Origin of the sequence: Mucilaginibacter sp. UR6-11 (assembly GCF_020880695.1) — a bacterium.
In the GTDB taxonomy this organism is placed as follows: Bacteria; Bacteroidota; Bacteroidia; order Sphingobacteriales; family Sphingobacteriaceae; genus Mucilaginibacter.
This window is the reverse complement of the sequence record NZ_JAJIWO010000003.1, coordinates 115,989-128,269: the sequence shown is the minus strand read 5'-3', so window position 1 is coordinate 128,269 and position 12,281 is coordinate 115,989. Positions and strand designations below refer to the sequence as shown.

Annotated in this window: 15 protein-coding genes; 12 read left to right on the top strand and 3 right to left on the bottom strand. The window is 42.5% G+C overall.

Translation table 11 applies throughout. The features are described 5' to 3' along the window. Positions 1-3: 3 nt before the first annotated feature. The 12 genes from LJ658_RS09485 (at position 4) to LJ658_RS09430 (ending at position 9,372) form a co-directional block, all read left to right on the top strand. Positions 4-1,887 (top strand): cbb3-type cytochrome c oxidase subunit I, encoded by a 1,884-nt coding sequence (locus LJ658_RS09485; protein ID WP_230546257.1) that lies wholly within the window; start codon positions 4-6, stop codon positions 1,885-1,887. 156 nt (positions 1,888-2,043) lie between these two features. Further along, entirely contained in the window at positions 2,044-3,105 is a 1,062-nt protein-coding gene (locus LJ658_RS09480; protein ID WP_230546256.1) for a heme A synthase, read from the top strand. Beyond that, positions 3,102-3,992 carry a heme o synthase gene (gene cyoE, locus LJ658_RS09475; protein WP_230546255.1) on the top strand — a complete coding sequence of 297 codons (891 nt, stop codon included), beginning with the start codon at positions 3,102-3,104 and terminating at the stop codon, positions 3,990-3,992. Before LJ658_RS09480 ends, cyoE begins: the two co-directional genes overlap by 4 nt. After that, positions 3,992-4,573 carry a cytochrome c oxidase subunit 3 gene (locus tag LJ658_RS09470; RefSeq protein WP_230546254.1) on the top strand — a complete coding sequence of 194 codons (582 nt, stop codon included), beginning with the start codon at positions 3,992-3,994 and terminating at the stop codon, positions 4,571-4,573. The genes cyoE and LJ658_RS09470 overlap by 1 nt, the downstream gene beginning before the upstream one ends. A 26-nt stretch (positions 4,574-4,599) precedes the next feature. Next, the gene (locus LJ658_RS09465; RefSeq protein ID WP_230546253.1) at positions 4,600-5,325 is read left to right on the top strand and encodes a cytochrome c oxidase subunit 3; all 726 of its coding nucleotides are present in this window, start codon (positions 4,600-4,602) and stop codon (positions 5,323-5,325) included. A 22-nt stretch (positions 5,326-5,347) separates the two neighbouring features. Then, positions 5,348-5,695 (top strand): cytochrome C oxidase subunit IV family protein, encoded by a 348-nt coding sequence (locus tag LJ658_RS09460; protein WP_230546252.1) that lies wholly within the window; start codon positions 5,348-5,350, stop codon positions 5,693-5,695. A gap of 41 nt (positions 5,696-5,736) precedes the next feature. After that, positions 5,737-6,396 (top strand): SCO family protein, encoded by a 660-nt coding sequence (locus LJ658_RS09455; protein WP_230546251.1) that lies wholly within the window; start codon positions 5,737-5,739, stop codon positions 6,394-6,396. Positions 6,397-6,500: 104 nt separating this feature from the next. Beyond that, positions 6,501-7,076, top strand: a complete 576-nt coding sequence (locus tag LJ658_RS09450) for a DUF420 domain-containing protein (RefSeq protein ID WP_230546250.1) — start codon at positions 6,501-6,503, stop codon at positions 7,074-7,076. A 65-nt stretch (positions 7,077-7,141) separates the two neighbouring features. Further along, on the top strand, positions 7,142-7,420 hold the full coding sequence (locus tag LJ658_RS09445) for a hypothetical protein (protein ID WP_230546249.1): 279 nt from the start codon (positions 7,142-7,144) through the stop codon (positions 7,418-7,420). 32 nt (positions 7,421-7,452) lie between these two features. After that, positions 7,453-7,860 (top strand): DUF983 domain-containing protein, encoded by a 408-nt coding sequence (locus LJ658_RS09440; RefSeq protein WP_230546248.1) that lies wholly within the window; start codon positions 7,453-7,455, stop codon positions 7,858-7,860. Continuing rightward, on the top strand, positions 7,838-8,500 hold the full coding sequence (locus LJ658_RS09435; RefSeq protein ID WP_230546247.1) for a DUF2461 domain-containing protein: 663 nt from the start codon (positions 7,838-7,840) through the stop codon (positions 8,498-8,500). The genes LJ658_RS09440 and LJ658_RS09435 overlap by 23 nt, the downstream gene beginning before the upstream one ends. Positions 8,501-8,523: 23 nt before the next feature. After that, a complete protein-coding gene (locus LJ658_RS09430; protein WP_230546246.1) occupies positions 8,524-9,372 on the top strand; it encodes an OmpA family protein in 849 nt (282 codons plus the stop codon). 121 nt (positions 9,373-9,493) lie between these two features. Here LJ658_RS09430 and rfbC read toward each other — a convergent pair whose 3' ends face one another. The 3 genes from rfbC to LJ658_RS09415 are packed head-to-tail and all read right to left on the bottom strand — an operon-like array spanning position 9,494 to position 12,193. Continuing rightward, entirely contained in the window at positions 9,494-10,042 is a 549-nt protein-coding gene (rfbC, locus tag LJ658_RS09425) for a dTDP-4-dehydrorhamnose 3,5-epimerase (protein WP_230546245.1), read from the bottom strand. A gap of 1 nt (position 10,043) precedes the next feature. Further along, positions 10,044-10,346 carry a DUF4286 family protein gene (locus LJ658_RS09420; RefSeq protein WP_230546244.1) on the bottom strand — a complete coding sequence of 101 codons (303 nt, stop codon included), beginning with the start codon at positions 10,344-10,346 and terminating at the stop codon, positions 10,044-10,046. A 44-nt stretch (positions 10,347-10,390) separates the two neighbouring features. Then, positions 10,391-12,193 (bottom strand): tetratricopeptide repeat protein, encoded by a 1,803-nt coding sequence (locus tag LJ658_RS09415; RefSeq protein ID WP_230546243.1) that lies wholly within the window; start codon positions 12,191-12,193, stop codon positions 10,391-10,393. Between the last annotated feature and the right edge of the window lie 88 nt (positions 12,194-12,281).

Here is a 12,281-nt window from a genome sequence, read left to right as displayed (position 1 = left end):
ATTATGTCAACATTATCAGTTCACGATCACGGAGTAGCACATCACGAAGAGGGTCACGAGCATCATCACGATACATTCCTTACTAAATACGTATTTAGCCAGGATCACAAAATGATTGCCAAGCAATTCCTGATCACCGGGATTACTATGGCGGTTATTGCTATGCTTTTATCTATCTTATTCAGGATCCAGTTAGCTTATCCTGACAAAGCATTTCCTTTATTAGAAACCTTATTAGGCCGTTTTGCTCCGGAGGGTCGTTTAGATCCGGAGTTCTACCTGTCATTAGTGACCATACACGGTACCATCATGGTATTCTTTGTGTTGACGGCGGGCTTAAGCGGTACCTTCAGTAATTTATTAATCCCGCTGCAGGTAGGCGCGCGTGATATGGCTTCGCCATTCATCAATATGTTATCCTACTGGTTCTTCTTAACCGCCTGCGTTATCATGCTATCGTCTTTCTTTATTCAGAAAGGCCCGGCCGGACCCGGATGGACAATTTATCCACCGCTATCCGCTTTGCCTACTGCCATGAAAGGCTCGGGTTTGGGCATGACGTTGTGGTTAATTAGTATGGTTTGCTTCGTAGCATCGTCCTTAATGGGTGGTATCAACTACGTAAGTACCGTGTTAAACATGCGTACCAAGGGGATGGATCTTTGGAAAATGCCTTTAACTATCTGGGCGTTTTTCCTGACTGCTATATTGGGAGTATTATCGTTCCCGGTATTAGTTGCAGGTGTTGTATTGTTGATTTTTGACCGTAGCTTCGGAACCAGCTTTTATTTATCAGACATTGTTGTAAACGGACAGGTTATGCCTTTTGAAGGTGGTAGCCCGATCCTGTTCCAACACTTATTCTGGTTCCTGGGTCACCCGGAAGTATATATCGTTATTATGCCGGCGATGGGTATCTCGTCCGAGGTAATGTCGGTAAACTCACGTAAACCGATCTTTGGTTACCATGCGATGGTTTACTCGCTGATCGGTATTACCGTACTATCATTTATTGTATGGGGTCACCACATGTTTATTACAGGTATGAACCCGTTCCTGGGCGGTGTGTTTATGATCACTACCTTGATTATCGCGGTGCCATCGGCAGTAAAAACGTTTAACTGGCTGGCTACGCTATGGCGCGGTAACATCAGGTTCACACCTGCTATGTTGTTCGCTATTGGCATGGTGTCTTTCTTTATCTCTGGTGGTTTAACCGGTATATTTTTAGGTAACGCCGCTTTAGATATTAACCTGCATGATACTTACTTTGTTGTGGCCCACTTCCACCTGGTAATGGGTTCGGCAGCTATATTTGGTATGCTTGCAGGTGTTTATCATTGGTTCCCAAAAATGTTTGGTAAAATGATGGACGAGAAATTAGGCTACCTGCACTTTTGGCTGACCTTTATCGGTGCTTACCTGGTATTCTTCCCGATGCACTTTATGGGCCTTGATGGTGTACCACGCCGTTACTACGCCTTTACTGAATTTGCTTCAATGCAGCGTTGGTTATCCGTAAACATGTTTATTACGTGGGCGGCAATTATGTCTGCCTGTGCACAGGTTGCATTTTTATACAACTTTATACACTCTATTTTCTGGGGTAAAAAAGCTACTCAAAATCCTTGGCAGGCAAATACCTTGGAATGGACAACCCCGGTTGAGCATATTCATGGTAACTGGCCGGGCGAAATACCAAGTGTATACCGTTGGCCATATGACTACAGCAAGCCAGGAGCTGAAGAGGATTATATCCTGCAAACTACTCCGCTTTCACAAACAATGAGCTCAAACTTACCGCATGATTTTGAAGATAATCCTGCAGGTTTAGAGGCGCTTAATACGTGGACAAGTACACAAAAAGCTAACGAACAAGTAAAATAATATAATTTACCGATCTGATCTTTTAGGGTATCTGTACCGGGTTAGAAGTTTTGAGTAATGCGTTTTGAGTAATGAGTTTAAAAGCTTACTCAAAACGCATTACTCACAACTCAGAACTAAAGGAAACAGGTACCCTAATTTGTTAGAAATATTTAGATGAGCAATTCCAAATCAAGAAACAGATTCAGAAAGACTAACCTTTTAAGTGTAGCGCTGCTTTTTGTATTGATATTGGCGGGTGGCGTGGTACGGAGCACCGGGTCTGGAATGGGTTGCCCCGATTGGCCCAAATGCTTTGGTTGTTTAATACCGCCAACTTCCGCGTCTGATCTGCCTGCTAATTATAAAGAAAAATATGTTGCCGGCCGTTTGGCTAAAAATCAGCGTTTTGCTAAAACACTGGATGTATTTGGCTATTCGGACCTTGCCCGTCGCCTGCGCGAAGACAGATCCATATTGATTCCCGAAGAATTTAACGCCGCCAAAACCTGGACGGAATATATTAACCGTTTAATAGGGGCGGCATCAGGCCTGTTTTTATTATTGACAGCAATATACTCTTTCAGTTACCGTGATGCCAATAAACTGATTCCGTTTCTGAGCGTATTTAACCTGGTACTGATAGGCTTTCAAGCCTGGTTAGGATCAATTGTGGTATCAACCAACCTGGTGGCGTGGATAATAACGGTGCACCTGTTGTTGGCCCTTGCCATACTGGCTATCTGTATTACCACTTATCACCTGGCAAAAGTTTACGGCAGGCCAAAGCTTAATGTAAATCCCATAACGCATATTATAACCGTACTTGCCCTGATAATCAGCATTTTGCAGATTACTTTTGGTACAGAGGTGCGTGAAAAAATTGATGCGGTATCTGCCCGCTTACAAGGCGGTTACCGTACAGACTGGATTAAAAACGCCGGCGATATTTTTACGCAACACCGGGACGTTGCCATTTTAGTGGTGGTTATAAATGTGATGTTATATGCCTTGATACGCCGTGCGTTTAACAGGCATTCATTACAGCAGCAGATCATGAGCTTTACTTTTCTGATGCTGACTTTGCAAATGGTTACCGGGATCTTGTTGTCATATCTGGCCTTACCGCCTTATGCGCAGGCCTTACACATTTTATTGGCAAGCCTTATATTTGGTGCGCAGTATTATTTAATGCTTAATTTATATCAGTCGGTTAATATACAGGGGGGGCGCAAATGAAGTGGAGCGATTTTTCAAAACTGATTAAATTCAGGCTGACATTCCTGGTGGTGTTTTCTGCCTCTATATCATTTATCATCGCTGTAAAGGCTAATGGCGGCGATACCTGGGGATCATTATACAGCACAACCATGTGGATCAACTGGCTTAAACTGGTTGCGGGCGGCTTTTTAGTGACCGCTGCGGCCAACTGCTTTAATGAAGTTATTGAGGTTGACCTGGACAAGCTAATGAAACGCACCATGGACCGCCCTATGCCGGCCGGGCGTATGACCACCGGGCAGGGTTTGGTTTTAGGATTAGGCATGGGCATGGCAGGTACCTACATTTTAGGCACGCTGAATATCCTTACCGGGTTATTATCCGTGCTTTCTATATTACTGTACGCTTTTGCCTATACCCCTTTAAAACGAAAATCGCCTGTTGCGGTATTTGTGGGTGCTATTCCGGGTGCTTTTCCGGCTTTAATTGGTTATGTGGCCGGCCAGCCACACGGCCGTATTGACGAAATAGCGCTGATCTTATTCTCTATCCAGTTTGTTTGGCAGTTTGTTCACTTTTGGGCCATTGCCTGGGTATTGGATGACGATTATAAACTGGCAGGATTTAGATTATTACCAACCCAAAAACGTGACCGTGCCAGCGCAATTATCACCGTTGTATTTGCCATTATATTGGTACCGGTTAGTTTGCTGCCAACCATTTATCATTATGGCGGTTATTATGTGGGCGGTGTGTCTTTAATTTGCAGCCTGATATTTTTATACCAGTCGATAGGTTTACTGCGTACCCTCCAAATTAAAGAGGCCCGTAAACTGATGTTTGGTTCGTTTTTTTATTTGCCGGTAGTGCAATTAATGTTTTTGTTTGATTTTATAGGGAAGTAATGATGGCGCAGATACAGCAACAAGAAGATAAAGTAAACCTGGGTGCAAAGAAGTTTATCATGTGGATCTTCATATTCACCTCATTTATGCTTTTTGCCGCGCTTACCAGCGGGTTTATTGTTTACAGCGGTGGCAGCGGGCGCGGGCTTAATATTACCCTGCCGGTCTCGTTCAGGTATAGTACCATTGTATTAATAGCCAGCAGCATAACGCTGTTCCTGGCGGCAAGAGCAGCTAAACAGTTAAATTTTGAGAAACAACAGCAACTGTTATGGATCACGATTGCTTTGGGTGTTGCCTTTTTAATTTTACAGGTTTATGGCTGGTATACGTTAGCGTATAAAATGCACATTTACCTTATCGACCCGAATGCAACGCGGTCGTTTGTTTACGTCATGACTTTTTTGCATTTGCTGCACATTATTGGCGGTATTGCCTGGCTGATAAGTGCTTTAAACGGCAGCATTAAACGCATACCACAGGTAAAGAATTTATATAGAATGGAGATGACATCTATTTTTTGGCATTTTCTAGATATTATATGGATTTATCTGTATGTTTTTTTACTTTTGAACCAATAATTTAATAACGCTATAGCTAACTACAAATGAGCGCAACAGTATCACAAATTGATGAACTAAAAACAACACCATGGTCGGGCGGAAGATCTCCGTTTAATGTTGAGTATGGTAAAATGATGATGTGGTTTTTTCTCCTGTCGGATGCATTTACCTTTTCTTCATTATTGATCGCTTACGGCGCTTTACGTTTTAGCGCGCCAACCTGGCCATCGCCATCCCTGGTATTCCAGTCTGTTCCCGGTACATCAATTGAGCATGGTGCCCCGCTGGTATTTGTAGGTTTAATGACCTTTATCCTGATCATGAGCTCTGTTACGATGGTATTGGCTGTTGAGGCTGGTCACCGTAACTCAAAAAAAGAAGTTATCTGGTGGATGATCGGTACCATTATTGGTGGCGTGATGTTTTTAAGCTGCCAGGCGTTAGAGTGGAACCACCTGCACAGCGAAGGCTTCTGGTGGTCGGCTATCCCGAATAAAGAGACTTTACAGGAGTTTTTTGAAAAGGGCGTACCGTTTGCTCAACAGCAAATGACATCGCATCAGTTTGCTAACCTGTTTTTCACCATTACCGGTTTCCACGGTTTCCACGTATTTAGCGGGGTTATCATCAATATCATCATCACCATCAATGTGCTTTTAGGCACTTACGAGAAACGCGGCAGCTATTTAATGATCGAAAAAGTTGGCCTTTACTGGCACTTTGTAGATTTGGTATGGGTGTTTGTATTTACTTTCTTTTATTTAGTTTGATCATTTTAACCTGATATATATTATGTCATCAGAACCAACAGAAGTTCATCACGCCGAAGGCGAACACGGAGATACCATGACCCGCAAAAGAATATGGAAAGTATTTTTCATATTACTTGCTATCACTTGTGTAGAGTTTTTTATAGCGCTTTTTATGGTGCCAAATCACCACATGCCTATTAATATTGCCAACCCGGTATACATTGTTTTAACCTTGTTTAAAGCGTTTTATATCGTTGCCTTTTTTATGCACTTAAAGTTTGAAAAAATAGGAATGGTATATGCTATTTTAGTACCTATCCTTTTTATCGTCGGATTGATCCTGGTATTGACCAATGAGAGTCATCACTGGATTACCCTGAGGATGTAATGAATAATTTAAGCTTGGCCAAAAAAATAATAATCCTGGTAATGATATTAGCATTACCGGGATTTTTGTATTATTTACTTACCGCAGAGGGTAAGAACAGGTACAAACCGCTGCCTTTTTTCGGGCCGAAACAACTGGCTGCAACCAGCCATAAGTTTCACGGACAAATTATTCCGGATACGATATATCATAAGCTGCCCGATTTTAAGCTGGTTGACCAGAACGGCGCGACAATAACTTCGAAAAGCTTTGATAATAAAATATTTGTAGCGAGTTTTTTTTACACGCATTGCCCAACGGTTTGTAATACGATTAATAAAAACGTCAACGCGTTATTATCTGATTACGCCAAAAACAACATGGTATGCTTTGCGTCCATCACGGTTGATCCGGAGAGGGATTCGGTGGCGGTGTTGAAGAACTATTCGAAACAATATCATCCGCCCGGCATTAAATGGTTGTTTTTAACCGGCGATACGTCGGTAATCTACCCGCTTGCCCGCAAAGGCTTTTTGGTAAACGCGGTAAAGGTAAACAACGATGATTTTATTTATAGCGATAAGCTGATCCTGATCGACAAGGAAAAGCGGATCAGGGGTTATTATTCGGGTACGTCAACCAATGATATTACCAAACTGAACGATGAAATAAAAGTGCTGATAGCCGAAGAACTGCGCAAAAATGATAAACCGCTTTATTAGATTCAAGAGGCAAGAGTCAAGAATCAAAAAGTGTTGTAAATTAATATTATAGTAAATTATAAGGTCCTGATTCTTGCATCCTGGCTCCTGATCCTCCTCAAAAAATGACTGATAAATTTATATTCCGTTTCGTAGCTGCCGTATCCATATTTGTTTTCGCAGTGGTGGTTATCCTCAATCGTAAGATATTACCTACGCCCGATGTTACACCATCATTTACGCATTTATTGCCTTTACTTAATGCGATTTTAAACGGTACCTGCAGTGTGTTACTGGTAATATCCCTGTATTTAATTACACATGGCAATGTGGTTTGGCATAAACGGGTTAACATATTGGCGTTTTGTTTATCATCCCTGTTCCTGGTTTCCTATATCCTGTTTCATTATTTAATGAAAACAGAAACCGTTTATGGCGATCTTGATGGCGACGGCCGGTTATCTGCTGTTGAGCAAAGCGCCGTAGGTAACTTGCGGACGATCTACCTAACCATATTAATATCCCATATTATACTTGCGGCAGGGGTATTGCCGTTAATATTACTGAGCTTTTACCGGGGCCTGCAAATGCAGGTTGAGAAGCACAAAAAGCTGGTAAGATGGACGTTCCCGATATGGTTATATGTAACCGTTACCGGGGTGATTGTGTATATATTGATATCGCCGTATTACCATTTTTAAAACTTGACCAAAGTCTCTTTGAAAGAGAGGACTTAAAGGGCAATTAAATATTTATTAATTTTACAATGATGAAGGCCTGCAGATTATTATTGATCCTTTTTATCGTCGGCACACTGGCCTGCAGTGTTGAAGCGGTAAGCGCACAATGCGCGATGTGTACGACGTCGGTCGAGTCGAACGCCAAGAATGGTAACAGCACTACCAAAGGGTTAAACAATGGTATTATGTATCTGTTAGCCGCCCCATACCTGGCAGTTGCCGTAGTAGGTTATATCTGGTACAAAAAATATCGCCGCAAAAATATTGACCTGAATATGCGCGACGAAAAACTTCATTTAAACTAAATCGGGTTAAGGCACCTGCCGTTTACTTACACATGGCTAAAACATCCAAAACATGGGCAATGTTACATGCCAAATGCCCGCGCTGCCGCAGGGGCAATATGTTTAGCGGCAGGGTTTACAGTTTCACCACCAATAAGATCAATATCAATTGCCCGCATTGTAATTTATACTTTGAGATTGAGCCCGGATATTTTTATGCCGCCATGTATGTCAGCTATGCTTTAAATGTCGGCATGTCGGCGGCCCTGGCTATGCTAACCTATTTTGTTACAAATAACACAACGTCGCCGTGGCTGTATACCGGTGTTATTATTGGCGGATGTTTTATATTTGCGCCGGTGATCTTCAGGGCGTCAAGGGTATTGCTCTTGTACTGGTTATCGCCAAAAATACATTATCAGCCTTATTTAGATGTAGATGATACAACAGCAAACACTTGATTTTTTAAAAGAGCTTGTTGATAATAACAACCGCGATTGGTTTATGGCCAACAAAGCCCGCTTTGATGTGGCCCGCCAAAATGTTATTGACTTTACCGGCCGGTTTATTAAGCTGATGCACGAAGTTGATCCTGCGTTGTCACCAGACCTGGACCCCAAAAAATGTGTAATGCGGATCTACCGCGACATCAGGTTCAGCAAAAATAAAACGCCGTATAAAAACAACTTCGGCGTCAGCCTGCCAACATCGGGCACCAAATTAGGTGGTGCCGAATACTACTTACAGATCCAACCCGGCAAATCTTTCATTGCCGGTGGTTACTGGATGCCCGACGCCCCGCACTTAAAAGCCATCCGCCAGGAAATAGATTATAATGCACATGACCTGACGGCCATAATTGATGCGCCCGAATTTGTGAAGTTATTTGGTGATTTCAGGAACCAGGACAAACTCAAAACCCTGCCCCGTGATTATACCGCCGAAAATGAAAATATTGAGCTGTTGAAGCTTAAAAGCTTTATCGTAACCCATCCGTTAAAAGATAAAGAGTTGATGAGCGGTAAGGCAGCCGAAGATATAGCACAGCTTTGCAGCAAAATATACCCGCTGAATGTTTTTTTACGTAACGCCATTGTTTAACCTATAAAATCTCCCGGATACTGATGAAATTGAAGTATTTATTATTTGCCCTGTTCCTGTCGTTAACCCTGCACTCGTGCGTGGTACTGTCAACTAAAAAGTATAAGGCAATGCTAAGCCAGCGCGATTCGTTATTTACCCGTGCAACCAATTTAGAAACTGAAATATCGCAATTACAGGCCGACACTGCGCACTTACATGGCGAGATAGCCTCCCTTAAAAGTAATCTTGCCGATCAGCAGGATAGCTATGCCAGGCTGAAAGGCAATTATGATAATCTAAACAACAACCTGACCTCCACCAATTCAAAGGTGAACCAGTTATCAAGCGATCTGCAAAAAAGAGAAAAACGACTGAAAGAAGTTGAAGATATTTTGCGTAAGCGCGATGAAGCAACCAATGCTTTAAAAGAAAAACTGCAAAAAGCTTTACTGGGTTTCCAGCAAAATGGCTTAACCGTTGATATCAGGAACGGTAAGGTTTATGTTTCATTAACGGATAAATTACTGTTCCCGTCCGGGAGTATTGTCATTGATGAGCGCGGAAAAGCGGCCCTGAAACAACTGGCAGCGGTGCTGAACAAAGAACCGGATATCAATATGGCTGTTGAAGGGCATACTGATGACAAGAAAGTAATAAACCTGGGCCAGATCAAAGATAACTGGGACCTGAGCGTGCTGCGCGCCACATCTGTTACCCGTTATTTAACCGAGTTTGAACGAATAGACCCCAAACGGTTAACTGCCACGGGTAAGGGCCAGTACCAGCCAATTGACCCTGCCGACAATAACGACGCCCGTACCAAAAACCGCCGTATTGAAATTGTGCTGACCCCTAAATTGGATGAGCTGTATAATTTAATAAAGAATTAATAGTGCCCAGCTGTCTGTGTCCTCACAGGCAGCGGTTGTAAGTTATCTGCCAAAGTGAGAGGCTAACCCAATGGTTGGCCTTTTTCTGTTTTAGAGACGGGGCCGTTTTGTTACCGCAATGCTAAAACGGGCTCAAAAAATTTGCAAACGCCGGTAATAGTTCATCCTTCGGAGAGATAATAACATCCTGCCCGGCAATTCCCCAGTTTATGGCCAGGGTAGGGTCGTTCCATTTAACACCGACCTCGCATTCCTTACTGTAGTAGGCATTTACTTTATAAGTAAAAATAGTATTGTCTTCTAATGTAGCAAAGCCATGCAAAAAGCCTTCGGGAATTAAAAATTGCAATTGATTTTCGCCGCTTAACTCAATAGTTTCGTATTGGCCATAGGTAGGCGAACCTGTACGTGCATCTACTGCCACATCCAAAACCCGGCCCTGTATTACCCTTACCAGCTTTGCCTGCGCATGCGGCGCCGATTGCGCATGCAGGCCCCTGGTGGCGCCTTTATGTGAAAAGGATTGATTGTCCTGCACAAAATCAATGTCAATGCCATTGGCGGCAAATTTTGCTTTGCTGTAGCTTTCAAAAAAATAACCACGGCCATCGTTAAACACCTGGGGCTCGATTATCATTAATCCTTTAATGCTTGTTTCGGTAATTTTCATCTTAACTAACGGTTTGCATTAAAGTATTAAACAATACAAATTGGTTCTCGAATTTTTGCTGGTGTATGGCTTGCAGATCTTGTAAATGTTTATCGTTGAACAGGTTATATTTCTCACGATCGTCTGTTAAATATTGGATACAATAAGTAACGCCTTCGTTAGGCGAATCAAGTACGTTCAATATTTTGTAGGAATTAAAATGACCGGTTTTCATCACCATCGGTATGTATTCATTTTGCATCCAGGTTAACCATTGCTTATGGATGCCCTCATCCACAATTATGGTTTCATTATATATTATCATGGTGCAAAAATACAAATTAAGCTGATAGGGTTTTGTAAGTTTTATCAGGAAGAAGCGTCGCCGCGTAATTTTCTGAAACGCTTTCGGGCCTCGTTTATATAAAGGCTGCCGCCATAATCGGTAATTATTTTTTGATAATAGCCTTTGGCCTGTTCTTTATCATTAAGCTGGTTTTCATAAATATCGCCTAACATAAAAACAGCGTCGTCCGCCCACAGGTCAGCGGGGTGATCGGCAACTATTTTCTTCAGATCAACCGTTGCGCCGGTATAGTTTTTTTGTTGGATAGCTATCCGCGCTTTGGCCATTAAAATATCATCGCTTAACCGGTTGTCAGGATATTTTGTGTTAATACTATCCAATATGCGGATAGCGTTGTCCTGCTGTTCGGCAAATATCTGCATGTCGGCCCGGGCATACATTTTCAGGGCCTTACCGCTGGTATCAACCGCTATATTATCAGCAATTAATAATGACAGGTTAAGTGCATCATTGGCAATTAATTGTGATGTTGCGGCTTTTAAAACGTCCAGTTGCCCTTTGGCCCAGGTAAAATCGCCGGTATAATAGGCAAATTTGGCATTTCTAAATTTAGCGTCCTGCCCAATGCTGGTGTTTGGGTATTCTTTTTCAACCTGGCTGTACAGCAATGTTGCCTCCCAGGGCTGGTTATTTAATAAATAAACATCGCCCAAATCAAGTTTACAGGATGCGCGTAAATTGGTCTGTATTTGCGGTATAGCAACTACTGCCTCCAGTATTTTTTGGGCGTCGGTTAACTTATGCAATTTAAACACCTGCAGATTGGCCAGCTTTTGCATAGCAAAGGCAGTTGAGCTGTTTTGGCCGAACTCCGCCAGCAGGTCCATGTAATTTTTTTCAAGCTCGATCAAATCTGCCGGTACATATTTTCCTGCGGTTACTTTTAAGTTTTTAGTATTTATCAGCTCAATTTTTGCGGATACATAATAAGGCTGGGTTTTACCCAAAGCAATTAAATACTCGTAGCCGCGGATGGCGTCGTCATAAGCTTCATTATATACCAGGGTGTGGCAAAGCTCAAAAATATCACTGCCGTCGCCGCCGGACCGGCGGCTTAGCGCCAGGGCCTGGTTAAGCGCCTGGTCGAACTCTTTTTGCTGCAAAAACTGCCATGTCAATAAATTAACAAATACGGTTTGCTGCGGATCTTTCTGAATCCGTTTTAACAACGCAATCCGCAGCATGTCATAGTCTGCATCACCTTCAAATAAGGTGGCAAAAGCATTCTCGGCCTGGTTTAAGAACAATGGGTTTTTGGGCAATATATTCAGGTACTCCTCTGTTAATGCGCCTTTATCTCTTTTAAAACGGTAAAGGGTTATCAGCTCGTACGAAAACAGGTCGTCATTATGCAGCAACTTACGGCCTTCCTGGAAGGTTTTTATTGCATAATCGGCATTGGAGGCCTGGTAAAATTGCGATGCCAGCAGCGCAATCGTGTTCTGATCAGCTGGCAGGCTCTTGATCAGCCCATCGTACAGCGCACTGGCTTTGGTTGCGTCGCCACGTTGCGTGTAAATTGACCCCAGAATAATGCTGTAATCCGTTGAGGCCGGATATTTCCGTATCATTTTTTTGGTGACGCTTTCGGCATCATCAAATTTTTTAAGTGCTATAAGGGTGTTAACATAGCTATTGTAATAGGCCTCGCTATTCTGCTTGTATAATTTCTGGTAGATATCAAGTGCCTTTTGGTGCTCGCCATTAGCTGCATATTGTTTTGCCAGCATCAATTCATCGCTTTGCGCAAACGCTGCTGAAAGACAGGCAATAACAAAAAAACACAACACCAGTATTCGCTTCATACGATAAAAATAAATAATAAAAAGTTAACGTTGGAGCATAGCTGATGATTATTTATATAACGCTGATTGCGGGTAAAATTGTAGTGAC